This is a genomic window from Nanhaiella sioensis (assembly GCF_046557775.1).
In the GTDB taxonomy this organism is placed as follows: domain Bacteria; phylum Bacillota; class Bacilli; order Bacillales; family SM2101; genus Nanhaiella; species Nanhaiella sioensis.
On record NZ_JBKAEG010000001.1, the window covers coordinates 2180001 to 2206623 of the forward strand.

Annotated in this window: 20 protein-coding genes, 2 tRNA genes and 1 rRNA gene; 10 read left to right on the forward strand and 13 right to left on the reverse strand. The window is 35.1% G+C overall.

Annotated elements, in window-relative coordinates:
• Positions 1-19 precede the first annotated feature (19 nt).
• From V1503_RS10375 to dnaA, 13 genes are all read right to left on the reverse strand, one after another.
• Positions 20-95 (reverse strand) — tRNA-Ala (locus V1503_RS10375).
• A gap of 26 nt (positions 96-121) precedes the next feature.
• A tRNA-Ile gene (locus tag V1503_RS10380) sits at positions 122-198 on the reverse strand.
• A gap of 178 nt (positions 199-376) precedes the next feature.
• A 16S ribosomal RNA gene (locus V1503_RS10385) occupies positions 377-1927 on the reverse strand.
• Between the two features lie 513 nt (positions 1928-2440).
• Positions 2441-3517 (reverse strand): HD-GYP domain-containing protein, encoded by a 1077-nt coding sequence (locus V1503_RS10390; RefSeq protein WP_410626695.1) that lies wholly within the window; start codon positions 3515-3517, stop codon positions 2441-2443.
• Positions 3518-3849: 332 nt separating this feature from the next.
• On the reverse strand, positions 3850-6357 hold the full coding sequence (gene gyrA / locus V1503_RS10395) for a DNA gyrase subunit A (RefSeq protein ID WP_410626697.1): 2508 nt from the start codon (positions 6355-6357) through the stop codon (positions 3850-3852).
• Between the two features lie 151 nt (positions 6358-6508).
• Positions 6509-7162 carry a molybdate ABC transporter permease subunit gene (gene modB / locus V1503_RS10400; protein WP_320259707.1) on the reverse strand — a complete coding sequence of 218 codons (654 nt, stop codon included), beginning with the start codon at positions 7160-7162 and terminating at the stop codon, positions 6509-6511.
• A 10-nt stretch (positions 7163-7172) separates the two neighbouring features.
• Complete coding sequence (modA, locus tag V1503_RS10405) at positions 7173-7937, reverse strand: molybdate ABC transporter substrate-binding protein (protein WP_410626700.1); 765 nt, start codon at positions 7935-7937, stop codon at positions 7173-7175.
• Between the two features lie 554 nt (positions 7938-8491).
• Positions 8492-10414 carry a DNA topoisomerase (ATP-hydrolyzing) subunit B gene (gene gyrB / locus V1503_RS10410; RefSeq protein WP_410626702.1) on the reverse strand — a complete coding sequence of 641 codons (1923 nt, stop codon included), beginning with the start codon at positions 10412-10414 and terminating at the stop codon, positions 8492-8494.
• Positions 10415-10591: 177 nt separating this feature from the next.
• A complete protein-coding gene (remB, locus tag V1503_RS10415) occupies positions 10592-10846 on the reverse strand; it encodes an extracellular matrix regulator RemB (RefSeq protein WP_410626704.1) in 255 nt (84 codons plus the stop codon).
• Positions 10847-10855: 9 nt separating this feature from the next.
• A complete protein-coding gene (gene recF, locus V1503_RS10420; RefSeq protein ID WP_214482793.1) occupies positions 10856-11974 on the reverse strand; it encodes a DNA replication/repair protein RecF in 1119 nt (372 codons plus the stop codon).
• Positions 11975-11986: 12 nt separating this feature from the next.
• Positions 11987-12202: a S4 domain-containing protein YaaA gene (yaaA, locus tag V1503_RS10425; protein ID WP_214482794.1), complete on the reverse strand. Its 216-nt coding sequence runs from the start codon at positions 12200-12202 to the stop codon at positions 11987-11989.
• Between the two features lie 493 nt (positions 12203-12695).
• Positions 12696-13835, reverse strand: coding sequence for a DNA polymerase III subunit beta (gene dnaN / locus V1503_RS10430; RefSeq protein WP_320259706.1), 1140 nt, complete (start codon positions 13833-13835; stop codon positions 12696-12698).
• 201 nt (positions 13836-14036) lie between these two features.
• Positions 14037-15386: a chromosomal replication initiator protein DnaA gene (gene dnaA, locus V1503_RS10435; RefSeq protein ID WP_320259705.1), complete on the reverse strand. Its 1350-nt coding sequence runs from the start codon at positions 15384-15386 to the stop codon at positions 14037-14039.
• Between the two features lie 537 nt (positions 15387-15923).
• Here dnaA and rpmH point away from each other — a divergent pair.
• The 10 genes from rpmH (at position 15924) to V1503_RS10485 (ending at position 26552) form a co-directional block, all read left to right on the forward strand.
• The gene (gene rpmH, locus V1503_RS10440; RefSeq protein WP_214482797.1) at positions 15924-16058 is read left to right on the forward strand and encodes a 50S ribosomal protein L34; all 135 of its coding nucleotides are present in this window, start codon (positions 15924-15926) and stop codon (positions 16056-16058) included.
• A gap of 261 nt (positions 16059-16319) precedes the next feature.
• Positions 16320-16667, forward strand: a complete 348-nt coding sequence (gene rnpA / locus V1503_RS10445) for a ribonuclease P protein component (RefSeq protein ID WP_320259704.1) — start codon at positions 16320-16322, stop codon at positions 16665-16667.
• Positions 16668-16773: 106 nt separating this feature from the next.
• Entirely contained in the window at positions 16774-17547 is a 774-nt protein-coding gene (gene spoIIIJ / locus V1503_RS10450) for a YidC family membrane integrase SpoIIIJ (protein WP_320259703.1), read from the forward strand.
• Positions 17544-18164: an RNA-binding cell elongation regulator Jag/EloR gene (gene jag, locus V1503_RS10455; RefSeq protein ID WP_214482800.1), complete on the forward strand. Its 621-nt coding sequence runs from the start codon at positions 17544-17546 to the stop codon at positions 18162-18164. Before spoIIIJ ends, jag begins: the two co-directional genes overlap by 4 nt.
• A gap of 949 nt (positions 18165-19113) precedes the next feature.
• A complete protein-coding gene (mnmE, locus tag V1503_RS10460; RefSeq protein WP_320259702.1) occupies positions 19114-20499 on the forward strand; it encodes a tRNA uridine-5-carboxymethylaminomethyl(34) synthesis GTPase MnmE in 1386 nt (461 codons plus the stop codon).
• A gap of 49 nt (positions 20500-20548) precedes the next feature.
• Positions 20549-22438 carry a tRNA uridine-5-carboxymethylaminomethyl(34) synthesis enzyme MnmG gene (mnmG, locus tag V1503_RS10465; RefSeq protein WP_410626712.1) on the forward strand — a complete coding sequence of 630 codons (1890 nt, stop codon included), beginning with the start codon at positions 20549-20551 and terminating at the stop codon, positions 22436-22438.
• A gap of 403 nt (positions 22439-22841) precedes the next feature.
• Positions 22842-23558, forward strand: coding sequence for a 16S rRNA (guanine(527)-N(7))-methyltransferase RsmG (gene rsmG, locus V1503_RS10470; protein WP_320259700.1), 717 nt, complete (start codon positions 22842-22844; stop codon positions 23556-23558).
• 106 nt (positions 23559-23664) lie between these two features.
• A complete protein-coding gene (noc, locus tag V1503_RS10475) occupies positions 23665-24510 on the forward strand; it encodes a nucleoid occlusion protein (RefSeq protein WP_214482803.1) in 846 nt (281 codons plus the stop codon).
• Positions 24511-24946: 436 nt separating this feature from the next.
• A complete protein-coding gene (locus tag V1503_RS10480; RefSeq protein WP_214482804.1) occupies positions 24947-25708 on the forward strand; it encodes a ParA family protein in 762 nt (253 codons plus the stop codon).
• Positions 25701-26552 carry a ParB/RepB/Spo0J family partition protein gene (locus V1503_RS10485; protein WP_214482805.1) on the forward strand — a complete coding sequence of 284 codons (852 nt, stop codon included), beginning with the start codon at positions 25701-25703 and terminating at the stop codon, positions 26550-26552. Before V1503_RS10480 ends, V1503_RS10485 begins: the two co-directional genes overlap by 8 nt.
• Positions 26553-26623: the final 71 nt, after the last annotated feature.

Genomic DNA, 26623 nt, shown 5'->3' on the forward strand with positions numbered 1-26623 from the left:
TCAAGGAACATGATCGTTTTGGTGGAGCCTAGCGGGATCGAACCGCTGACCTCCTGCGTGCAAGGCAGGCGCTCTCCCAGCTGAGCTAAGGCCCCTAAGTTTGAATATGCTTTTATAAAAATGGTGGGCCTAAATGGACTCGAACCATCGACCTCACGCTTATCAGGCGTGCGCTCTAACCAGCTGAGCTATAGGCCCTCTTATAGATTATGGAGATTCTAAAGAACAATACACCAATTTATCGATTTCTACATCTTAGTACTATTATGTACTTATGTTTTCTATCATTCTTTGTTGTTATTCAAAAGATCTCTCAAAACTAAACAAAACAAAAAGCGTCTTTTTATATGAAGTCTAGCTTCACATATTTCCTTAGAAAGGAGGTGATCCAGCCGCACCTTCCGATACGGCTACCTTGTTACGACTTCACCCCAATCATCTGTCCCACCTTAGGCGGCTGGCTCCTTACGGTTACCCCACCGACTTCGGGTGTTACAAACTCTCGTGGTGTGACGGGCGGTGTGTACAAGGCCCGGGAACGTATTCACCGCGGCATGCTGATCCGCGATTACTAGCGATTCCGGCTTCATGCAGGCGAGTTGCAGCCTGCAATCCGAACTGAGAATGGTTTTATGGGATTCGCTTAACCTCGCGGTTTTGCTGCCCTTTGTACCATCCATTGTAGCACGTGTGTAGCCCAGGTCATAAGGGGCATGATGATTTGACGTCATCCCCACCTTCCTCCGGTTTGTCACCGGCAGTCACCTTAGAGTGCCCAACTTAATGCTGGCAACTAAGATCAAGGGTTGCGCTCGTTGCGGGACTTAACCCAACATCTCACGACACGAGCTGACGACAACCATGCACCACCTGTCACTCTGTCCCCCGAAGGGGAACGCCCTATCTCTAGGGTTGGCAGAGGATGTCAAGACCTGGTAAGGTTCTTCGCGTTGCTTCGAATTAAACCACATGCTCCACCGCTTGTGCGGGCCCCCGTCAATTCCTTTGAGTTTCAACCTTGCGGTCGTACTCCCCAGGCGGAGTGCTTAATGCGTTAGCTGCAGCACTAAAGGGCGGAAACCCTCTAACACTTAGCACTCATCGTTTACGGCGTGGACTACCAGGGTATCTAATCCTGTTCGCTCCCCACGCTTTCGCACCTCAGCGTCAGTTACAGACCAGAGAGTCGCCTTCGCCACTGGTGTTCCTCCACATCTCTACGCATTTCACCGCTACACGTGGAATTCCACTCTCCTCTTCTGCACTCAAGTTCCCCAGTTTCCAATGACCCTCCACGGTTGAGCCGTGGGCTTTCACATCAGACTTAAGGAACCGCCTGCGCGCGCTTTACGCCCAATAATTCCGGACAACGCTTGCCACCTACGTATTACCGCGGCTGCTGGCACGTAGTTAGCCGTGGCTTTCTGGTTAGGTACCGTCAAGGTACCGCCCTATTCGAACGATACTTGTTCTTCCCTAACAACAGAGTTTTACGATCCGAAAACCTTCTTCACTCACGCGGCGTTGCTCCGTCAGACTTTCGTCCATTGCGGAAGATTCCCTACTGCTGCCTCCCGTAGGAGTCTGGGCCGTGTCTCAGTCCCAGTGTGGCCGATCACCCTCTCAGGTCGGCTACGCATCGTCGCCTTGGTGAGCCGTTACCTCACCAACTAGCTAATGCGCCGCGGGCCCATCCGTAAGTGATAGCCGAAGCCATCTTTCAAATAAGAACCATGTGGTTCTTATTGTTATTCGGTATTAGCTCCGGTTTCCCGAAGTTATCCCAATCTTACAGGTAGGTTGCCCACGTGTTACTCACCCGTCCGCCGCTAACCTCCGGGAGCAAGCTCCCTTTGGTTCGCTCGACTTGCATGTATTAGGCACGCCGCCAGCGTTCGTCCTGAGCCAGGATCAAACTCTCCAATAAAGTTTGATTGCTCATTTGTTCAAAAAAAAATAACGTTGACGCTTTTGTTTTGTTTAGTTTTCAAAGAACTTTAATGTCGTCTTTTGAAGCGACCTTTATATATTAACATAGTTATCTATCATTCGTCAATTGTTTTTCGTAAAAAAAACACGACTTTCTTTGACAACTTGTTGACCTTGATTAGTATAGCAGGGAAAGTGCATGAACGCAAGGTAGTAAGTAATTTTCATAATAATAAAACAACTAACTCTTTCTATTCATATTGCTCTTTCCATAAGTTTTATTGTTATATTTACAAAATTACAACAACCAAAAGAGTTTATCTAAGAAAAGATGCCTAGAAGCTTTAGTGTATATGTATTGATTTCTTAGTACGAAAAAACAATAATCATGCAAAGCAGCCAATTAATAAATAACAATAACAAAAATGAAGTTTAGTAATGTTGGCTCAAATACTAGCTATGTACATTAGTTGTTAATTTAAAGAAACATCATTAAATCGAAAGTAGTCTTCTACACGATTTCTTCAATATAGACGTCTCTATAATCTTTTAAATGAATGATTTCATTAGTTTTAAATAAACTGACCATCGGTCGAGTAGGGTTTTTTTCTTCAACAAAAACTATTTTTCCTGTATGGCCATTTGATAGCTTTACCTTTTGACCGTTAGCATAATTCGTAACTACTTTTGTTAACGCATGTACAACATTCGTATCTAATTTTCCAAAACTATCTTGAATAATCAAATCCATGACCACAAATGGAGATTGTTTCGCTTTATATTCACGTTCAGATGTCATTGCATGATATACATCTGCTACTGCAACTATTTTACTAAAAGGGTGCAGTATTCCTTTGAGCATTCCTATAGGGTAACCTGTTCCATCATCTCTAATATGATGCTGAAGAACCGCTTCCTTAACACCTTTTTTTAGCACGCCAATTTTTTCAACCATTTTATAGCTGTATTCAGGATGTTTGTTTATTTCTAATCTTTCTTCCTCAGTTAGAGAAGATTGTTTTTTAAGTATTTTAGGATTTATCTTTGCCATACCACAGTCACATAAAAAGCCTGCTAATGCAATTTGTATCCAATCTCCTTGGCTATATTGTAACTGTTTACCTAAAAAGCCAGCTAATAAACTAACGGTTACTCCATGATGATATAAATAATCTTCTTTTGTACTATGACGTAGTAGCACAAAAATAGCTGATGGATTTTCTAAGAACCTTTCTAGCAATGGTAGTAGTTGCTTTCTTATATCACCAATATCAACTGGTGAACCTGCTTGCCAGCTAATAAACATTTTTTTATAATACTGCACTACTTGTAAATAGTGATCAATAAAAGTTTGGAATTTTTCTTCTTTCTCTTCTATCTTTTCCCCATTTCGCTTAGTTGGTTTAAATAATTCACCACTTACTAGAGATGTTTCGACTTTCACATCATCAACTAAAAAAATATGTAAAATGTTTAATAATTCTTCATTTAAAACCGTACCTTTTGCCATAATAGGTCTATTTGAAATCGACTTGACATCATCAGAAAGAATACACCCTTCCTGTAATTGATCAATGGATACCTTCATGCATATCCCTCCTATTACTTTTTAATTTCCAAAAATATATAGAAAGGGTGACCGAAAATAAGCATCTGACTCTACAACTTCGCTATCTTGTATAAACAATTGAGGTTAAAAACCTCTATATACAGCATATAAAGCGTACTGTCAGATCTTTTCAGTCACCCTCTTTAATTAAGGCTTTTATCATAAACTTTGTAACTTTTAACAAAGTTAGCTCAGGTAGATGAAGCATTAGCATTACCAATGTTAACAAACGGAAGAGCTATAACGAGCTACAGTGTTGTATAGATATTTGATTTCTTCAATTACAAAACACCTTAAAGTGAACCTTAGCATTATTCCTCATTAACATTTAATTCTTCATTAGCATTTAATTCTTCATCTTCTCCATCATATTCATCTTCAACTTCTTTTTGTACTTTAGCAACTGTTGCTACAAATTCATTTTCATCAGATTCATCAAGACGAATAAGTCTAACACCTTGAGTGTTTCGGCCCATCTGTGATATGTCACCTACATCCATGCGAATAAGTACTCCGCCAGCTGTAATAATCATAATATCCTCAGTGCCTGACACAGCTTTAACCGCTACAACAGTTCCATTCTTATCTGTAATATTACAAGTTTTTAAACCTTTCCCCCCACGACTTTGACTGCGATATTCTATCGCTGGCGTTCGCTTACCATAACCTTTTTTTGTAACAATGAGAACATTTGAGTCATCTTCTAAAATGTCCATACCAACAACTTCATCGTCATCTTCTATCGCAATTCCTTTAACACCAGTCGCAGTTCTTCCCATGGATCTTACATCTGTCTCGATAAAACGGATAAGGATACCATTTTTGGTACCAATAATAATATTTTTCGTTCCATCTGTCAGCTTAACAGAAATTAGTTCGTCATCTTCTTTTAAATTGAGTGCAATTAACCCATTGTTACGGATATTTGAGAAAGATGACAAAGGTGAGCGTTTTGATATCCCTTGTTTCGTAGTAAAGAACAAGAACATATCATCTCCAAATTCAGTGACAGGAATAATTGCATTTATCTCCTCATCCTTATCAATCTCTAATAAGTTAATAATCGGAATACCTTTTGCTGTTCTACCTAGTTCAGGGATTTCATATCCCTTCTTACGATACACTTTCCCTTTGTTTGTAAAATATAGAATTGTATCGTGTGTGGATGTAGTTAATAAATGCTCAACAAAGTCATCCTCATTTGTCCCCATTCCTTGGATACCACGACCTCCACGTTTTTGGCTGCGATAAGTTGATGCTGGAAGACGTTTAATATAGCCATTGTGTGTTAAGGTAATAACAATGTTTTCCTGGGGAATTAAATCTTCATCTTCTATCGAATCGAACCCACCTGTTGCAATTTCAGTACGTCGCTCATCATTAAATCTTTCTTTCACTTCTGCTAGTTCTTCTCTAATAATTTGCAAGATTTTTTCTTCATTTGCCAAAATTTCTTCTAGTTCTGCAATTAATTGTAAGAGGTTTTGAAACTCCTCTTCTATCTTCTCACGCTCTAAGCCTGTTAATCTTTGCAAGCGCATATCTAATATAGCTTGTGCTTGCTTTTCAGATAGCGAGAATTGATTCATTAAACCTTCCCGTGCAATATCTGTTGTTTGTGAACTACGAATAAGCGCAATAACTTCATCTAAATGATCTAAAGCAATTCGTAGTCCTTCTAAAATATGAGCACGCGCTTCAGCCTTACGAAGCTCAAAATCTGTTCTTCTACGAATAACGACTTTTTGGTGTTCCAGATAATGATACAAACACTGCTTTAAGTTTAATACTTTAGGTTGTCCATCTACCAATGCCAACATATTAATACCAAAACTAGTTTGTAATGCAGTTTGTTTATATAAGTTATTTAACAGCACATTTGCATTTGCATCTTTTCGAACTTCGATGACTATTCTCATTCCATTACGATCTGACTCATCACGTAAATCTGTTATGCCGTCTATTTTTTTATCGCGTACAAGTTCTGCGATTTTTTCTATTAACTTTGCTTTATTCACTTGGTAAGGTAGTTCGTTAACAATAATAACTTCTTTTCCACCATTTTTTTCTTCAATGACAACTTTACCGCGAATTGTAATTGATCCACGGCCTGTTTCATATGCTTTTCTAATACCACTCCGACCGAGAATGATTCCTCCTGTTGGAAAATCCGGGCCATGTATTATTTCCATTAACTCAGCAACACTAATATCAGAATCCTTACTTAGCGCCAATACGCCATCAATGACTTCTCCTAACTGATGTGGTGGTATGTTTGTAGCCATACCTACAGCTATTCCAGCTGCTCCATTCACTAATAAGTTTGGAAAACGAGATGGTAAAACAATCGGTTCTTTTTCAGATCCATCATAGTTATCTTGGTAATCTATCGTATCTTTATTAATATCACGAAGTAACTCCATTGATATTTTCGCCATTCGTGATTCTGTATAACGCATCGCTGCTGCTGCATCACCGTCTACAGAACCAAAATTCCCATGGCCATCAACGAGCATATAGCGATAGCTAAAATCCTGTGCCATACGAACCATAGTATCGTATACAGCTGAATCTCCATGAGGATGATATTTACCTATAACATCGCCAACGATACGTGCTGATTTTTTGTATGGCTTATCTGCAGTCATACCTTGATCATTCATTGCATATAATATACGTCGATGAACTGGTTTTAGTCCGTCCCTAACATCAGGTAACGCCCTTGATACTATGACACTCATTGCATAATCTAAAAACGAGGAACGCATTTCCTGACTAATATTTACTTCTTTTATACGAGAGCTTTGATTTTCAGACATGTGAATTTACCTCCTACGAGGGTGGTTGCATTTTTATTATTTAATAATCATAACATACTTTTTTAGTAGCACATATAAATGTCATTACATTGAGCATACTAATAACTATTTTATCCAAATATACACACTCTATATAACTCAAATAGTGATATTATCTAATATACTGAACTGCTATTAACATAATAAATGACACAAAAACCATCATTAACACCCATAACCAAGCAGTTTCTAAATTACCTGAATCTATTGCAACATAAATAGCGGTTGATGTTGTTTGTGTTTTTCCTGGGATATTACCAGCAAACATAAGTGTTGCGCCAAATTCACCTAGAGCTCTAGCGAAGCTTAATACTGCACCAGATATAATAGATTTTAATGCAAGAGGAATGGAGACAAAAATAGCTACTTTCCACTCATTTGCACCATCTATTCGTGCCGCTTCTTCAATACCAAAATCAATGGAAGAAAAGCCAGTTTTTACTGATTGATACATAAGCGGGAAAGAAACGACAACAGCTGCGATAACGGCTGCCCACCAAGTAAAAATAATAGATTGATTAAAAATTGTTTCAATTCCTCTTCCAACTGGACTGTTTTTGCCAAATATTACGATAAGCAAAAAGCCAACTACCGATGGTGGAAGAACGAGAGGAAGCATTAAGATTGTTTCAAAAATGACCTTCCCCTTAAAGTTTATTTTCGACATCATGCGTCCCATAATTAAGCCAATTATGAGAACAATTAAACCTGAGACACAAGCAATTTCAATTGATTTTTGTACTGGAGACCAAAACTCTACCGTCATGATTGACTCCTTATTCCAAAGGTTTAAATCCGAATTTTTCAAAAACAGTTAAAGCTTGTTCACTCTGTAAAAATTCAAAAAATTGTCCTACTTCATGAATATTTTTGGTATCTTTTATAATTCCTACTGGATAAATAATAGATGAATGATTTGACTTATGAGTAACATCTACGATTTCTATGTCGGAGGAAATTAATGCATCTGTTTTATACACCATTCCTGCATCAACATTACCTGTTTCCACATATGTTAATACTTGTCGAACATCCTTAGATAATATAAGCTTATCTTCTACTTTTTCCCATAAATCCATATGTAGTAGTGCTTCCTTTGCATATTTCCCCGCTGGTACTGATTCAGGAATACCGATTGCAAGTTGAGAAATATTAGGACTAGTAAGGTCTTCAAATTTACTAATGTTTGTTCCATGCTCTTTCGGTGCAATAAGGACAAGTTCATTTGTTAACAAATTTACTCCTTGTGCAATCATACCTTCATCAACTAAGTAATCGTACTTATCCTTAGCAGCAGAAAAATACATATCTACAGGAGCACCTTGAGTAATTTGTTGCTGTAACGCCCCAGACGAGCCAAAATTATAAGCAATCTTAATATTGTTATTACTTTGTTCAAAGAGTGATTTTAATTCTGATAGAGCATTTCGAAGACTTGCAGCAGCGGAAATAGTTAGCTCGATTTCTCTTTGCTCAGTGCCTTTACTATCATTATTTGATTGACTAGGCGAACATCCGATAAGTACAAAAACAATGGCCATGATAAAAATCTTTTTTTTTCTTAATATGAAAACCACCTCCTGAGTTAACAGTAGAAACTATTAAAATGTGGTTTTATTTTGGCTCTATTCATAAAAATTGTGACTAAAGCTTTTCTCTTAGATAAAAGAAAACAATTTATAGTAACAGTGATATGCCAAAGCCCCGTCATAACAAGACTAAATACGAATATACATAAATTTCTATAACATATCTATTATATAGATATTTTTGATTTAAAGCTACTTAATATAAAAGGAATTCATTAACCAAGTTAATATAAAACGCTACTTACATAATGCAAATATAATCAATTGCAGCACACATACACCTATTTTATATTAGATTCTATTTCTAATAGGCGAAAAATTTGTTGGCATCTTCACCAAGTTAGCATAGTCAGTCGTTTTTATAGGTACCATGAATTCACATTTTGCTTAAATTTCGAAAAACAATAAATAATGCGCATACGGCCAACATAAAAAGGGTTCCGGAAAGTCAATGCTCATTATTTCCGAAACCACGCTTTTTATCCAGTTAAACCGCATAACTCATATTAAATATCTAAGTTCTTAACATATTGCGCATTCTCTTCAATAAAATTGCGCCTTGGTTCTACTTTATCACCCATTAATACTTCAAATGTTTCATCAGCTTCAATCGCATCTTGAAGATTGACCTGTAATAACGTACGAGTATCAGGATCCATCGTTGTTTCCCAAAGCTGTTCTGGATTCATTTCACCTAAACCTTTATAACGTTGAAGTCCTGGCTTTGCATTACCTGTTAACTCTTCTAGAATTCCGTTTAATTCACGTTCATTATATGCATAAGCCACTTTCTTGCCTTGACTAACTTTATAAAGAGGTGGTTGTGCGATATAAACATAGCCAGACTCAATAATCTGTCTCATATATCGATAAAAGAAAGTTAATAATAATGTACGAATATGCGCTCCATCAACATCTGCATCAGTCATAATAACAATTTTATGATAACGAGCTTTTGAAATATCAAAGTCTTCTCCAATACCTGTACCTAAAGCAGTAATAATTGTCCTCACTTCATTATTAGATAATATTTTATCTAATCTTGCCTTTTCAACATTAATAATTTTCCCACGTAAAGGAAGGATAGCTTGAAAATGACGGTCTCGACCTTGCTTTGCAGACCCACCTGCAGAATCACCCTCAACCACATATAACTCACTGATCGATGGATCTTTTGATGAGCAATCAGCAAGTTTTCCTGGCAAATTCGAAATTTCGAGTGCATTTTTTCTACGTGTTAATTCCCTCGCTTTTTTTGCTGCTAGCCTTGCTCTAGATGCAGTAACTCCTTTTTCGACTATCCTTTTTGCTACTACAGGATTTTCAAGGAGAAATTTTTCCAATTTATCAGAAAAGAGAGAGTCTGTTATTGTTCTCGCTTCACTATTCCCTAATTTTGTTTTCGTTTGTCCTTCAAATTGTGGGTCAGGATGTTTAATTGATACGATCGCAGTTAAACCTTCCCGAACATCATCACCAGTAAGATTTGAGTCATTCTCTTTAAATATATTATGCTTTCTAGCATAGTCATTAATGATTCTAGTTAATGCTGTTTTAAAACCTGATTCGTGAGTACCACCTTCGTGCGTGTTTATATTGTTGGCAAACGAGTAGATATTACTCACATAACTGTCATTATATTGCAAGGCAACTTCTACTGAAATTCCTTCTTTTTCTCCTTCTACAAAGATCGGTTCATCATGAATAACTTCTTTCGTTCTGTTTAAATGTTCAACATAAGAAATGATTCCACCCTCGTAGTAGTATTCATTACTTTTATCTCCGACTCTTTTATCCTCAATCGTAATCTTGATGCCACGATTTAAAAAGGCTAATTCACGAAGACGATTTGCAAGAATATCATATTCATACTCTAACGTCTCAGTAAATATTTCACCATCAGGTTTAAAATGAGTAATGGTTCCAGTTATATCTGTCTCACCGATGACTTTTAAATCAGCACACGGTACGCCGCGCTCATATTTTTGATAGTGAATTTCCCCATTCAGGTGAACAAATACTTCTAGGTGAGTCGAAAGTGCATTTACGACTGAGGCTCCAACACCGTGAAGTCCACCAGAGACTTTATAGCCGCTACCATCAAATTTTCCACCTGCATGAAGTACTGTCATGATAACCTCAACAGCTGGTCGTCCCATTTTCTCATGAATACCAACAGGAATTCCACGCCCGTTATCCTTAACAGTAATACTATTATCTTCTTCAATGACTACATTGATTTCATCGCAATAGCCAGCTAATGCTTCATCTATACTATTATCGACAATTTCCCATACAAGATGATGCAGCCCTTTACCACTTGTGGTACCAATATACATTCCTGGGCGTTTTCTTACAGCCTCTAGTCCTTCTAAGACTTGTATTTGATTTTCATCATAAATTTGTTGATCTATTTCTTTTTGCTCCATTGTCACTTAAACCACCTGCACTTTCAGTGAACTCGTTCAAAAATGCTATTTTAAAAATTACTATAGAGAACAATTATATCTGACAGATCCTACACTTTAAGTCTAAAGATAGTCTTTATTCCATATTTCACTCGTTGTAGCACGTACCTCGAATTCACATCATAATTTGCTTAATATTTAGAATAAAATTGAATCTAGCTCTGAACCCATCTGTGCTCTTTTCTTCAGCGTATTCGATGATAGGGGTGAAAAATAAACTTTCTCTACGGTTACTACGACTGATTTTGTTTCACCAGAGAGTTGAACAGTATCACTCTTGTGTGCTTTTATAAATTCTACAATAATTGGAGAGGATGTGAGTAATTGCCGATCCAAAATCGCGATTATATCACTATTTCTAATAATCAAGTCTTCTCCTAAATGAATGAACATGACATCACCTCATGATAGTTTTGTCAGTTCTCCTGACACAACTTGGTAAGTAGAGGCCTCATCTAATGTACTATGATCAAGCCCATCTACACTTGTTGTCGTAACAAATGTTTGTACTTTTCCTTTTATTGTATTTAATAAATGAGATTGTCTATAATCATCTAATTCTGATAAAACATCATCTAGCAATAGAATTGGATATTCTCCTGTCTCAGCATAAATCAATTCAATTTCTGCTAATTTTAGTGAGAGAGCTGTTGTTCTTTGTTGCCCTTGTGATCCAAATGTTTGAACATCTTTACCATTGACATAAAAAGCTAAATCATCACGGTGCGGTCCAGCAAGAGTCATCCCACGTTCAATTTCCTTCTCTTTTATTTTAACAAACTTTTCCGTTAATGATTTTACCATTTTTGACAAACTAACATCTTCTGATACATCAACTGAAGGCTTATAATCAATCTGTAAACTTTCTAATCCTCGGCTAATACCACGGTGAATTGGTTCAGCCCACTTCTGTAACAGCTCTAAAAATTCATATCTTTTTATCAAGATTTTAGCTGCAGCCTCAACAAGTTGCTCAGTCAAAACGTCTAACATCGGGTCGCTTTTCGACCTGTTAAGCTGTAGTTTCTTTAAGTAATGATTTCTCTGTTGTAAAATCTTTTGATACTGATTTAAATCATGTAAATATAAAGGTGAGACTTGACCGATCTCCATATTGATAAATCTCCGCCTCACTTGCGGACTGCCTTTTACCAAATGTAAATCTTCAGGTGCAAACATGACAATATTCATATTGCCGACATATTGACTTAATTTTTGTTGTTCAATATGGTTATATTTAGCTTTCTTGCCTTTTTTTGATATAACTAACTGTAAAGGAAGGATACCATTATTTTTGTGAATCCTTCCTTCTATTTTAGCATATTCTTCATCCCATCTTATAAGATCCTTGTCATTAGACGTTCGATGTGATTTGACCATCGCCAAGACAAAAATAGCTTCCATAACGTTTGTTTTTCCTTGAGCATTTTCACCTAATATGACGTTAACTTTGTTTTCAAATGTTACTTCCACACTCTTATAATTCCGATAATTTTTCAGTGCTAGTTCTTCAATATACAAGTCAGCCACCAACTATACTTTCACAATAAAAGTTCCGAATCCAGGAATAACTACTTCATCATCTTGTTTAAGTTTTCGTCCTCTACGATTTTCAGCTTGTCCATTTACAAATACTTCATGTTCACTTAAGAACCACTTCGCCATCCCACCTGTTTGAATTACATCTGCTAACTTTAAAAACTGACCTAATGTAATAATATCAGTTGAGATAGTGATCATTTTTGTCATATATGATCGCTCTCTTTCCCATGTAATATTATGCTAGTTTATTTGTAAACATATTATGTTACTTTCAAAAATTACTTATCACTTCATTGTACTAAAAAATAAGAGGATAGAAAAGAAAGCTACTAGTTTTTTCTCATACTAGCAGCTTTCTTTTTTGCAAGGCTCTTTTTGTAAACTTTGTTGCTATTGAGACTAATTTAGGACAGCAACAAATAATTATATGCAATTGACTAAATCATAAACGAGAAAAGATGCTATAAACACTTGGTTTATACATACTTTATTTCTTATTACGAAAAGTAACAATCCATGCCAAAACGTTTCAAAGATAAAAAAGGATATATTTATTAGAGCTATATTCACTGTTTGAGAGTGAGCATGTCTATTTTTGAACTAGCCTTCAACTCGTGATCATAACCCATTCGATAGAAGGTTATATAAGATATTGTTGTTTCTTACATATTTGTACATCACACTTCTCTCTTAACATGAATTAATATGTGCGAACAGGTAAAATCAACTGTAGCATTGAATCATCGTGAAGAGGACGAATGACAAAAGGTCTCATCGCTCCAGTAAAATTAATATTAATATCTGTTTCTCCCAAAACTTTTAATGCATCAAGCATGTATTTTGAACTAAAGGAAATTTTTAAGTCCTCACCACTAATAGATTGACTTTGGACTTCCTCAATAACTTTACCAATTTCCGGTGAATTCGAAGAGATTTCAATAATCCCACCCTCTAAGATGGCTAATTTTACAACATTATTTCTATCCTCTCTAGCAAGTAAAGAAGCTCTATCGATAGCTTGTAAAAACTCTTTAGCTGACACTTTGATTTCAGTATTACTTTCCTCAGGAATTAAACGTGATGTATCTGGATAACTACCTTCAAGCAATCGTGAGAAAAATAATATGTGTTTTGTTTTAAACAGCACTTGGTTTTCTGTAATTACGATATCAACTGGATCATTTGAATCATCTAATATTTTATTTAGTTCATTCAAACTTTTTCCTGGAATTACAATATTATACGATACATCTGTCGTATTCAAATCAATTCTCGCTTTACGTAGAGCAAGTCGATGGCTATCTGTTGCAATACAGGTCAATTCATTATTTTCTATTTTTAAGTTTACACCTGTCAATAAAGGTCGTGTTTCTGACGTGGACACTGCGAAAACTGTATGTCTAATTAATTGTTTCACTAAATCAGACGGAACTTGAAAAGCATCATTTTCTTCAACTTGTGGTAATAATGGATATTCCTCTGCATCTAAGCCATTTAAATTAAACTCTGCTTTTCCAGATCTAATAATAGTCAAAAAGTGGTTTTGAACATCAATTTCTACACTTTCTTTAGGTAGCTTTTTAACAATTTCACTAAATACACGAGCTTGTAAAACAACACTTCCACTTTTGACTAGTTCAACAATTTCTAAATCTTCATGTTCTAGCGGGATAAATGATTCAATGGAAATATCAGAATCACTTCCTGTTAATGTAACTCCACTTTCATTTGCCACTATTTTAATACCCGTTAATATTGGAATTGTTGTTCTAGACGAAACGGCTTTCATTACATCTTGTACACTGCGTAATAAATAGTCTCGTTGAATAATAAATTTCATTATGAAGTCCTCCTTTAGTCATAAACTAGGTAACAATTGAATATATATATTTTTTTTAAAAAAGTAGTAGAAGTAATAGTAGGGGCTGTGGAATTGTGGATAACTAATTATAGCAAAGGAAACACAGTCTATCCACATGTGGATAGACTGTGTGTAATATGCGTTAAGTTATTCACAGTATTAAGAATAAGTATAAACCTACTATGCTTTTAAGTGAGAGTTAATATCATTCAATTGTTTTTGTAATTGTGAATCGGTTTGAATTAATTTAGAAATTTTTTCATGTGCATGAATAACAGTCGTGTGATCTCTTCCCCCGAATTCTTCTCCGATCTTTGGTAGTGAGAAGTCGGTTAATTCTCGTGATAAATACATAGCAATCTGTCTAGGAAAAGCGACTGATTTAGTACGTTTTTTAGCTTTAAAGTCTTCAAGTTTCACATTATAATGCTGACCAACAGTTTTTTGGATTTCATGGATTGTTATTACTTTTGGTGTAGCACTAGGAATGATATTCTTCAAAGCTTCAGCAGCTAAATCTGCGTTAATATCTTTATTAATAAGTGACGAATAAGCTACAACACGTATAAGTGCACCTTCAAGCTCACGTATATTTGAATCGATTTGATTTGCGATATATAACATAGCTTCATTAGGGATATCGAGTCCTTCAGCCTTTGCTTTTTTACGCAATATTGCTATTCTTGTTTCCAAATCAGGAGGTGTAATATCTGTAATTAACCCCCATTCAAATCTAGATCTTAAGCGATCCTCTAGCGTCGGTATTTCTTTTGGAGGACGGTCACTTGAGATGACAATTTGTTTACTTTCTTCATGCAAAGTATTAAAAGTATGAAAAAACTCTTCTTGAGTTTGTTCTTTTCCAGCTAGAAATTGAATATCATCTATAAGTAAAACATCAACATTACGATATCTATTTCGAAAATCAACTGCTTTGTTATCCCTAATCGAATTAATAAATTCGTTTGTAAACTTCTCGGAAGACAAATAGACTACTTTAGCTGAAGGATTATGCTCGATTACATAATGGCCAATCGCATGCATCAAATGAGTTTTACCTAATCCTACCCCACCATATATAAAAAGGGGATTATAAGCCTTCGCTGGTGCCTCTGCTACAGCTAATGAAGCTGCATGAGCAAATCGGTTACCAGAACCAATGACAAAGGTATCAAATGTATATTTTGGATTTAGCATATTTTGCAGTAGTTCAGGGTGATTATTATCCTGTTTTTTCACTTTTTTTGCAGGTACATTTGTCTCAAGGTCTTCATCTTGTTGATTTTGAGGAATAATAAATTTAATCGTTAATTGTTCGCCGGTTATATCGTAAATTGTTTCTGCAATTAATACTGAATATCTAGACTCGAGCCAATCTCTTGCAAATTCATTTGGAGCCGTAATGGTTAACGTATCATTTTTTAATGAATATGCTTTTGTAGCTTTTAGCCAAGTTTCAAAGCTGGGTTTACTTAGTTTTTTCTCAATTTCACTGAGAGCTTTATCCCATAAATCCGAAATATTTTCCAACACATGCCCTCCCTTACATTAGATTGCATTCACATAATTAGTATAACTGAATAAATATACACGCAGAAATTGTGTGGAGAACAGTTTATAATGATGAAAAGTAGTTTATCGACAAATCCCCATACTTGTGGACAAGCATTTAAACAACCTTTAATAAAATATCCACACGTTATCCACATTTTGTGGATAACGTAATTATAAAATAAATTATTCACAGATAGAAAACACAAATATGATAACAAAAAAATATAATAGTTGCAATGCTTTTTAGTGGCTTATCCACAACTTTAACAGGTTGTTTAAAAAAAATGTCCACATAATGAGATATTGGGTAAATGCTGTCGATAACTGTAGAAGAACAAAAATAAATGTAAAAAAGTTGTCCACAGAAATGTTTTATAACTTTAATAAAGTGAGAAAGTATGTCAATTTTTAAAAAATATTGAAGTTAAAATGATAGGTTGACATTTAATATGTTTCTTCTCTATAATTAGTAAGACTGTCTTTAACAGCTATTCCTCAGGGAGGTGTCATATAATGAAAAGAACTTATCAACCAAATAATCGTAAGCGGAGTAAAGTACATGGATTCCGTAGTCGAATGAGCTCTAAAAACGGACGTAAGGTTTTAGCTCGTCGTCGTCGTAGAGGAAGAAAAGTATTATCAGCTTAGGCCACTGAAACGTCAGTGGTCTTTTTTCAATTAGATAAGAAAGTATATACATTATGTTGGAGTGTTATTCATGCTTGAGCATTAACTATATGTAGCTCCAAAATCTATCAGCTTGACTTATAGCTGTCGCTTAAAGCGGCCGACTAAAGCTATTCATAAATATCTAGCTTTAGTGTTTGGCGGAAGGATGATAGATCTCGTAGGCTTTTCTTAATTTTGCGCATCATAATGTTAAACCCTATGAATTACAGGGGGATAAAAATGAAGAAAAAGTATCGAATAAAAAAAAATGATGAATTTCAAAAAGTTTTCAAACAGGGAAAATCCTTTGCTAACCGTCAATTTGTTATTTACGTACTTGAAAAACCAGATCAAGATTTTTTCCGAATTGGCTTGTCTGTAAGTAAAAAGATTGGAAATGCTGTATCTAGAAATAGAATAAAGCGATTGATTCGACAAGTGTTTACCGATTCGAAAGATGTTCTAAGAGCTGAAATGGATTACGTTATAATTGCTAGAAAACCAGCTGCTGAAATGGACTATGCGGAAATAAAAAGTAGTCTGCACCATGTATGTAAAAGAGCAAAAATATTAAAGAGTGGAAAATAAGCAAGGGAATTTTTGTTTAAAAAATGTTACAATACTTAATGGTCATAAATCTAAACTTTTATCAGATAAAAGATCAAATTGAATAATATTTGAGGAGGAAATTTGATTGAAAAGGCGAATTCTTCTAGTAATTGGTCTTATTGGTTTAGTAGCTATCATATCAGGTTGTACTGAAGTAAACCAGCCAATTACGAAAGAAAGTACCGGATTTTGGAATGAATATATCGTTTATCCACTATCATGGTTAATAACATCTGTAGCAGAACTCATGAATAATAATTATGGATTATCGATTATTATCGTAACAATTTTGATTCGTTTAGTAATTTTACCGTTAATGATTAAGCAAACAAAAAGCTCGAAAGCTATGCAAGCATTACAGCCAGAAATGCAAAAGCTTCGTGAAAAATATAGCTCTAAGGATCAAAAAACTCAACAACAACTTCAGCAAGAAACGATGCAGCTATTCCAAAAACATGGTGTAAACCCATTAGCGGGATGTTTCCCATTAATAATACAAATGCCTATTTTAATTGGTTTTTACCATGCAATCATGAGAACTGTTGAAATTAAACAGCATGAATTTTTATGGTTTAACCTTGGGGAAGCAGATCCATTCTATTTATTACCACTTATAGCTGGGGTAACAACTTTTATTCAACAAAAAATGATGATGGCAGGTACTCAAAATCAAAATCCACAAATGGCAATGATGCTATGGATTATGCCGATTATGATCATTATTTTTGCACTTAACTTTCCAGCAGCATTATCTTTATATTGGGTAGTTGGGAACCTATTTATGATTGTACAAACATATTTTATTAAAGGACCAGAAATAAAAACAGAAATTGCGGGAGGAGCGAATAAGAAAAAGTGAAGCAAATAACTGCTACAGGCCAATCAGTCGATGAAGCAGTACAATCAGCTCTAGAACAGTTAAAAACAACAAAAGACCGCACTGAAATAAATATCATCGATGAAGGCAAAAAAGGACTATTTGGTATTTTTGGCACTAAGCCAGCAGTTGTAAAAGTTACCAAATTGCATGATCCGATCGAAGAAGCTCAGCAATTCCTTCAACAAGTTACAGAAAATATGGGTGTTCACGTCAAAATTGAAGTTAAACAAGACGGGAAATATGTTAACTTCCAATTGTCAGGTGAAAAAATTGCAATCTTAATTGGCAAAAGAGGACAAACTCTTAATTCTCTTCAATATTTAACACAATTAGTTGCAAATCGATATGCAGACCATTATTTGAACATTATTGTTGATGCCGAAAATTATCGAGAACGTAGGAAAGAAACGTTGTATCAGTTAGCACAACGTTTAGCAGAAAAATCACTTCGAACTGGGAAGGATATATCACTTGAATCAATGCCATCATATGAACGTAAAGTCATTCATACTGCATTGGCAACAAATGATAAAGTTAAAACATATTCTTCAGGTTCTGATCCACATCGACATATAGTGATTAGTCCAATAAAATAACTACATTGGTGGCTCATAGGAGACCTAAGCAATAATACATTATTGTTTATAGACTACACAATAGTTTATTTACAATAAATGGTAATTGTTTGGTTGATGTCTTCAAAATTGAGTCGCTTTTTTTATTTTACAAACCGTACTCATTATTCCTCTATATGCATTTAGCGCTATTGTATGGCTCTTTTCTATTAAATTATTACGGAACTTCATGATTTTTCTCTATTTTAATATAATAGCAATTGTGCAGTTCTAAATTACAAACGCTCTTTTCGTAAACACTGTTGCTATTGTTATCAATTTAGTACTATAAAAAGTGGTTTTATAATGTTATTCATCGTTGTCCAGAAGGAAAAGATGCCACAAAAGTTAGTTGTGTAGGTGTTCTTTCTTAATACGAAAAACAACAATGAATCCGGAAACAGCCATTACAAAAGAAGAAACAACAATGTCAAATAAATCTACATAAAGATAACTGGAAGTCATGTAATAAAATAAAGATCTTATTCACATGTGGATAACTGATAATCATCTAGGTTTGTTAAAATGGGTTATTCAATGTGGATATTAGGGAAATGATAATACAAATATCTTTTTAGATAATTGAAGATATGGTATTCTTAAAATTTAGGGAAACGTTTTTAAATATATTTATTGTCATATTAATTAGGCTCTTTTCGTAAACTTTGTTGCTATAATGACTAAATTACATCAGAAAACGAGGTTTTATGTGATTGTTGCTGTTTTATAAAAGTTTTTTTGTGAACTTTATTGCTATTATCACCAAATTGGAAATGGTGACGAAACGTTTGTATACGATTGTTACAGAAAAAGATGTCACGAACGCTAGTTTTTGCTCGTGGTTATAACTTAAAAGCAACAACCATTGCGAAAATAGCTTAATAATAAATAATGCTTGTTATTTTATGTTAAGAGAGCGGTGAATAAAAGAATGGACTTTGATACAATTACGGCTATCTCTACTCCGATGGGAGAGGGAGCAATTGCGATTGTGAGGCTTAGCGGTGCTGAAGCGCTAAGTATTGCAGATTCCATTTTCAAAGGACCTTCAGATAAAAAATTGATAGAGGTTCCTTCTCATACAATTCATTACGGCCATATCGTAGATCCGATAAATAATGAAACGATAGATGAAGTAATGGTTTCAGTAATGAAAGGGCCAAAAACATTTACTCGTGAAGATGTAGTAGAAATAAATTGCCACGGTGGTTTAGTTTCCGTCAATAGAGTATTACAGACCGTAATTAAAGGTGGAGCTCGCTTAGCTGAACCGGGAGAATTTACGAAACGAGCATTTTTGAATGGGAGAATAGATCTATCACAAGCTGAAGCAGTTATTGATTTAATACGTGCCAAAACAGATCGTGCTATGAATGTTGCCTTACACCAAATGGAGGGGCGCTTATCAAAGTTAATTAATCGACTCAGACAAGATATTTTGGAGACCTTGGCACATGTAGAAGTGAATATTGACTATCCTGAATATGATGATGTTGAAGAAATGACTCATCAGTTATTATTGCCAAAGGCGAATAATGTACAGCATGAACTTCATAAGCTAATCCAAACATCTCAACAAGGAAAAATCTTAAGAGAAGGCTTATCTACTGTAATTATTGGTAGACCGAATGTAGGAAAATCCTCCTTATTAAATAGTTTGGTTCATGAGAATAAAGCAATTGTTACGGATATTCCTGGAACAACCCGTGATGTAATTGAGGAATACGTCAATGTAAGAGGAGTGCCTCTGAGGTTAGTTGATACTGCAGGGATACGTGAAACTGAAGATATCGTCGAAAGAATGGGTGTAGAACGCTCACGAGAAAAATTAAAGGAAGCAGATCTTATCTTATTAGTTTTAAACTCAAATGATGAGCTTAGCGTTGATGATGAACAGCTATTTCATGCCGTAGAGGGTATGGATGTAATTGTCATTATTAATAAGACAGATTTACCCCAAACAATTAATATGACTCGAGTAAAAGAATTAGCAAATAATTATCCTATCGTATCTACCTCTTTATTACAGGAGGAAGGGATTGAGCAGCTAGAAGAAGCAATTTCTTCATTATTCTTTGAGGGAGGCATAGAGTCAAAAGATATGACTTACGTATCTAACAGTCGTCATATATCGCTACTAACACAAGCTAAAGTTGCTATTGATGATGCGGTGAATAGCATTAATAGTGGAGTACCGATTGATATTGTTCAAATAGATTTGACAAGAGCTTGGGAACTTTTAGGTGAAATCATCGGTGAAGCAGTTCATGAAAGTCTCATTGATCAGTTATTCTCGCAATTTTGTCTTGGGAAGTAATCGAGGTGGATACAACAAGAAAAAAATATTGAATAAAGGGGGTACTCAAATGGGGTATCAAGCAGGTCATTATGACGTAATTGTTATTGGTGCAGGCCATGCAGGTTGTGAAGCAAGTTTAGCTTCAGCAAGGCTAGGAGCTAAAACTTTGCTACTTACAATTAATTTAGATATGGTTGCCTTTATGCCTTGTAATCCTTCTGTAGGGGGTCCGGCAAAAGGCATCGTCGTTCGTGAAATTGATGCTTTAGGCGGCGAGATGGCAAAAAATATTGATAAAACATATATTCAAATGAGAATGTTGAATACTGGGAAAGGTCCAGCAGTAAGAGCTTTACGTGCTCAAGCCGATAAGTTTTTATATCAACATGAGATGAAAAAAACGTTAGAAAACGAACAAAACCTAACATTAATGCAAGGGATGGTTGAACGATTAGTTATAGAAGATGGTATGTGTACAGGTGTTATCACTCAAACAGGTGGGATTTTTAAAGCGAGTACCGTTGTTATAACAACTGGGACCTTTTTACGAGGAGAGATCATTTTAGGTGATTTAAAATATTCTAGTGGACCAAACAATCAACAACCATCCATTAATTTATCTAAACATTTAGAGGAACTAGGATTTGATTTAGTTAGATTCAAAACAGGGACACCACCTCGTGTAAATAGTCATTCTATTGATTATAGTAAAACTGAAATTCAGCCAGGTGATGAAGTTCCTCGAGCTTTTTCATATGAATCTACAAAAGAAATGGCTGACCAATTACCTTGCTGGTTAACGTATACAAGTGAGCACACACATAAAATAATTGATGATAATCTTCATCGTTCTCCAATGTATTCAGGTATGATAAAAGGGACAGGACCACGTTATTGTCCTTCCATAGAAGATAAAGTTGTCCGTTTTAACGATAAACCACGTCATCAAATCTTTTTAGAGCCTGAAGGAAAAAATACACAGGAAGTATATGTACAAGGATTATCTACTAGCTTACCAGAGGATGTGCAACAACAAATACTTTCCACAATCCCTGGTCTTGAAAATGTCCAAATGATGAGAGCTGGTTATGCAATTGAGTATGATGCGATTGTCCCTACACAATTATGGCCTACATTAGAAACGAAGAATATACAAAACCTATACACTGCAGGTCAAATAAACGGAACTTCAGGATATGAAGAAGCGGCAGGTCAAGGTATCATGGCTGGGATCAATGCAGCAAATCGTGCTTTAGGAAAAGAAGAATTAATCTTAAGTCGTTCTGATGCGTATATAGGTGTTCTGATTGATGATTTAGTAACAAAAGGAACGAACGAGCCATACAGATTATTGACTTCAAGAGCTGAGTATCGTCTATTATTAAGACATGATAATGCTGACTTGCGTTTAACAGATATAGGGTATCAGATTGGCCTTATTCAGGAAGAAAGGTATCAACAATTTATTGCTAAGAAAGAAGCAATCGCACTTGAGAAAAAACGCTTGCAGTCATTTATTATTAAACCTAGTAGTATAGTTCAGGAGCATATTCGAAATGCTGGTGGTAGTGAACTAAAGGATGGGATTCGAGCATCTGATTTATTAAAAAGACCTGAAATGAGTTATTCAGATATTAAAGTTTTAGCTCCTGGCGAAGAAGAATTAAATGAAGAGATCACTGAACAAGTTGAAATACAAATTAAGTACGAAGGATATATAGAAAAATCACTACAACAAGTAGAACGTTTAAAGAAAATGGAGAATAAAAAAATCCCAGATAACATTGATTATGATATGATTACTGGGATTGCAAATGAAGCGAAACAAAAATTAACTGAAGTAAGACCTTTGTCTGTTGCGCAAGCATCAAGGATTTCAGGAGTTAATCCAGCCGATATTTCAATTTTATTAGTATATATTGAGCAAGGAAGGGTAGCTAGAGTGTCGAACGAATAATATATCCAGCAGCCCTGATTAAATCCTATATAAGCCCCTTTATCATAAATAGTTTACCTTCATCTGTGGAGATAAAGGGGAGTTTTTATACAAAGGCTGTTTGTGTAAACTTTGTTGCTATTTTAATTTATACTAAAAGAATTGGTTTTACATGATAGTTATCATGTTACAGAAGAAAATGTGCCAAGAGCGCTAGTTGTGTTCGAGTTTATGTCCTAATACGATAAACAACAAACAATGGGGGAACAGCCTTGATTAAGAGTCATGTCAAACAATTATTTAGCAAGTAGTTTAGCTATTCATTGTATATGGCGAATGTGTTATGATAACATCGTTTGACATGTTGTAAGTCAGTGAAGCATCAACACAGGACTTTCTAATTGTGCAATGAAAGGAATTGATTATGAATATTGAACAGTTTCAGCACATGCTGAATGAACAGGGGATAAAGTTATCCTCTCAACAATTACAACAATTTGAGCTGTATTATCAGTTATTAGTTGAGTGGAATAATAAAATGAACTTAACAGCCATAACTGATAAACAAGAAGTCTATTTGAAGCATTTCTTTGATTCAATTACAGCTGCGTTCCATTTTGATTTTACTAAAAACCTGTCAATTTGTGATGTAGGTGCTGGTGCAGGATTCCCTAGTATTCCTTTGAAAATTTGTTTTCCGCATTTAAAAATTTCGATTGTTGATTCTTTAAATAAAAGAATTAGCTTTTTACAGCATCTTGCTAATGAGCTGCACTTGGATCATACTTTCTTTTATCACGATCGCGCTGAGACCTTTGGAAGAAAAGCAGAAATGAGAGAAAGCTTTGATGTTGTAACTGCTCGAGCAGTTGCGCGTATGTCAGTATTGTGTGAATTATGTATGCCATTAGTTAAAAAAGAGGGCATGTTTTTAGCATTAAAAGCTTCTTCGGTAACAGAAGAGTTAACGAACGGATCAAAAGCAATAAATACTCTAGGTGGTAAACTGATTGATGTTCATCATTTTTTGTTACCAATTGAAAATAGTGAACGAAATATTGTTATTATTCAGAAAGAAAAGTCAACACCAAAAAAATATCCAAGAAAGCCAGGAACACCAAACAAGTTACCGATTGAATAATGGAATGTTTCACGTGAAACATTTAATAGTAAAATGTAATAGCAGGAACTTTATCCTTTTATAGAGAATATTAATTGAGGAGTTTCTAAAAGGTGGTGTGTATCATATGAAACATCATTTTTCACGAATCTTTGGACTAAGTGAAAAAGAAGAAAGAGAAATTATTGAAACAACAGAAAATGAAGAGATTAAAAAATTGCACGTAACGGATATCATCCCAAACCGATATCAGCCTCGGTCTGTATTTGCGGAAGAAAAAATTTCAGAATTGGCTTCAACGATTAGAACACACGGAATTATCCAACCAATAGTCGTTCGTATATTAGATGATCAAAAATATGAACTCATTGCAGGAGAACGAAGATGGAGAGCTGTTCAGCAATTGGGATGGGATACGATACCGGCTATAATAAAAAACTTCAATGACACAGAAACAGCATCTGTTGCTTTAATAGAAAATCTACAACGTGAGGAATTATCAGCAATCGAAGAAGCGATAGCATATGCCAAATTACTAGAATTACATAATTTAACTCAAGAAGCGTTAGCTCAACGTCTTGGGAAGGGACAATCAACAGTTGCGAATAAATTACGCTTGTTAAAGCTTCCAAATGAAATACAGCAAGCTTTAATGGAAAAGAAAATTACCGAACGCCACGCAAGGGCATTAATTGCATTAAAAGATCCAAGAAAACAAATTCAGTTATTACATGAAATTATTGAGAAACATTTTAATGTTAAGCAAACAGAAGACCGTGTTGTAAAACTATTAGAACAATCAAATGTTAAAAAGAAGGCTAGTAAAAAGGCTTTTAGTAAAGATATGAGGATTGCCGTAAATACAATACGTCAATCGTTATCTATGGTTGAAGACACTGGATTATCAATAAATGCTGAAGAAGAAGAATTCGACGAATACTATCAATTTACAATAAAAATACCAAAGAAATAAAACCTCATCTCATGAGGTTTTATTTCTTTGCGCTTTTTTACTAGTTCGTAGCATTTCTACCAATGATGGAGCTCGGATAAACCCTCATCCTACTATGTTAATAAATGCAACAAAGTTTATGAGAAAAAATCCTTTTCTTTGGCTTTGGAGTTGCTTTTACCTACTTTAGCTAGAGGCTGCTGTTAGTAGTGTTAGGAAACTATACGTGTAACTGTACCTTTTCTCCTGTTATATGCAATATAGCAACATTAAACTACCTCTCGTTAGCTAATTTCATAGACAAACCCATATTTAAAAAACGATTATGATAGACAAATAAGTGTTAGTAATATGAGGAAGAGTATTATTTTTTTGAGAAATTACAGTAAAATAGCATATTTTCATGATAAAATAGTGAAGTGGTAAAATTGATGTTCAATTAAAGGTAGGTGACATCGTGGGAAAAACAATTGCAATTGCTAATCAAAAAGGTGGAGTTGGGAAAACGACAACTTCTGTTAACTTAGGTGCTTGCTTAGCATACATAGGTAAGAAGGTCTTGCTAGTAGACATTGATCCACAAGGAAATGCAACTAGCGGAGCAGGGATTGAAAAGGCAGAAGTAGATCAGTGTATTTATGATATATTAGTTGAAGATATTGATGCAGAAGAAGTCACAATCCCAACTAAAGTTGAAAACTTGTATGCTATACCTGCGACCATTCAGCTTGCTGGTGCTGAAATAGAGCTTGTTCCTACTATTTCACGTGAAGTGCGCTTAAAAAGGGCATTAGAACGTATTAAAGACCAATATGATTATATAATTATTGACTGTCCACCGTCGCTAGGATTATTAACTATTAATTCTTTAACTGCTTCTGACGCAGTGTTAATACCTGTACAATGTGAATATTATGCGCTTGAAGGTTTAAGTCAGCTTCTTAATACTGTTAGACTTGTTCAAAAACATTTAAATACTGAGCTCACTATTGAAGGGGTTCTACTAACCATGTTAGATGCTAGAACAAATTTAGGGATTCAAGTGATTGATGAAGTGAAAAAGTACTTTCAAGATAAAGTATACCGGACGATTATTCCACGTAATGTAAGGTTAAGTGAAGCACCTAGTCATGGTGAACCAATTATCATATATGATCCAAAATCAAGAGGAGCAGAAGTTTATTTAGATCTAGCAAAGGAAGTGGTTGCAAATGGCTAAAGGTCTTGGAAAAGGTATTAATGCTCTATTTGCAAGTATGGATGTGGGAAATGAAGAAATAGTTCAAGAGGTAAAAATTAACGAGTTAAGACCAAATCCATATCAACCTCGAAAAACATTTCAACCAGAAGCAATCGACGAATTAAAAGAGTCTATACTACAGCACGGAATATTACAACCACTAATTGTTAGGAAAAGCATTAAAGGGTTTGAAATTGTTGTAGGCGAACGTCGATTTAGAGCTGCTAAAGAGGCTGATTTATCAACTGTGCCTGTTGTTATTAGAGATTTATCAGAACAGCAGATTATGGAGCTCGCTCTATTAGAAAATTTACAGAGAGAGGATTTAACTCCTATCGAAGAGGCATTAGCTTACCAAACTTTAATTGATAAATTAGAGTTTACACAAGAGCAATTAGCACAGCGGTTAGGAAAAAGTCGCCCTCATATCGCAAACCATCTTCGCTTGTTAGTTCTTCCTAAATCAATCCAAGTACTTATTTCTGAAGGGAAACTAACGATGGGACACGGGAGGACTTTGCTAGGCTTAAAAAATAAAGAAAAGACAAAAAAACTAGCTGAAAAAGTGATAAATGAACAATTAAATGTGAGACAACTAGAACAATTAGTTCAACAGCTAAATAAAGATGTTCCACGTGAAACATCTAAGCCGAAAAAAGAAAAGAACATATTTATCAGGGAAAGAGAATCAATATTACGTGATCGGTTTGGGACGCCTGTTGTCATAAAACAAAATAAGAAAAAGGGAAAAATTGAAATTGAATTTTTCTCAGAGGAAGATTTAGAAAGAATATTAGATATACTAGATACACCTACAAAATGATTTTCAATGGGCCATCATTAACGGTGGCTTTTTTTTATTAATCATTTTATATTATATTGAATGCAATCAGA

What these genes read in the sequence shown, in the direction of transcription:
- remB (WP_410626704.1), bottom strand. Translation starts at nt 10,846, where the DNA reads ATGTTCATTCATTTAGGAGAAGACTTGATTATTAGAAATAGTGATATA.
- yaaA (WP_214482794.1), bottom strand. Translation starts at nt 12,202, where the DNA reads ATGACAAAAATGATCACTATCTCAACTGATATTATTACATTAGGTCAG.
- gyrA (WP_410626697.1), bottom strand. Translation starts at nt 6,357, where the DNA reads ATGTCTGAAAATCAAAGCTCTCGTATAAAAGAAGTAAATATTAGTCAG.
- V1503_RS10390 (WP_410626695.1), bottom strand. Translation starts at nt 3,517, where the DNA reads ATGAAGGTATCCATTGATCAATTACAGGAAGGGTGTATTCTTTCTGAT.
- mnmE (WP_320259702.1), top strand. Translation starts at nt 19,114, where the DNA reads ATGGACTTTGATACAATTACGGCTATCTCTACTCCGATGGGAGAGGGA.
- rpmH (WP_214482797.1), top strand. Translation starts at nt 15,924, where the DNA reads ATGAAAAGAACTTATCAACCAAATAATCGTAAGCGGAGTAAAGTACAT.
- dnaN (WP_320259706.1), bottom strand. Translation starts at nt 13,835, where the DNA reads ATGAAATTTATTATTCAACGAGACTATTTATTACGCAGTGTACAAGAT.
- modA (WP_410626700.1), bottom strand. Translation starts at nt 7,937, where the DNA reads ATGGCCATTGTTTTTGTACTTATCGGATGTTCGCCTAGTCAATCAAAT.
- V1503_RS10485 (WP_214482805.1), top strand. Translation starts at nt 25,701, where the DNA reads ATGGCTAAAGGTCTTGGAAAAGGTATTAATGCTCTATTTGCAAGTATG.
- rsmG (WP_320259700.1), top strand. Translation starts at nt 22,842, where the DNA reads ATGAATATTGAACAGTTTCAGCACATGCTGAATGAACAGGGGATAAAG.
- noc (WP_214482803.1), top strand. Translation starts at nt 23,665, where the DNA reads ATGAAACATCATTTTTCACGAATCTTTGGACTAAGTGAAAAAGAAGAA.
- mnmG (WP_410626712.1), top strand. Translation starts at nt 20,549, where the DNA reads ATGGGGTATCAAGCAGGTCATTATGACGTAATTGTTATTGGTGCAGGC.
- gyrB (WP_410626702.1), bottom strand. Translation starts at nt 10,414, where the DNA reads ATGGAGCAAAAAGAAATAGATCAACAAATTTATGATGAAAATCAAATA.
- rnpA (WP_320259704.1), top strand. Translation starts at nt 16,320, where the DNA reads ATGAAGAAAAAGTATCGAATAAAAAAAAATGATGAATTTCAAAAAGTT.
- modB (WP_320259707.1), bottom strand. Translation starts at nt 7,162, where the DNA reads ATGACGGTAGAGTTTTGGTCTCCAGTACAAAAATCAATTGAAATTGCT.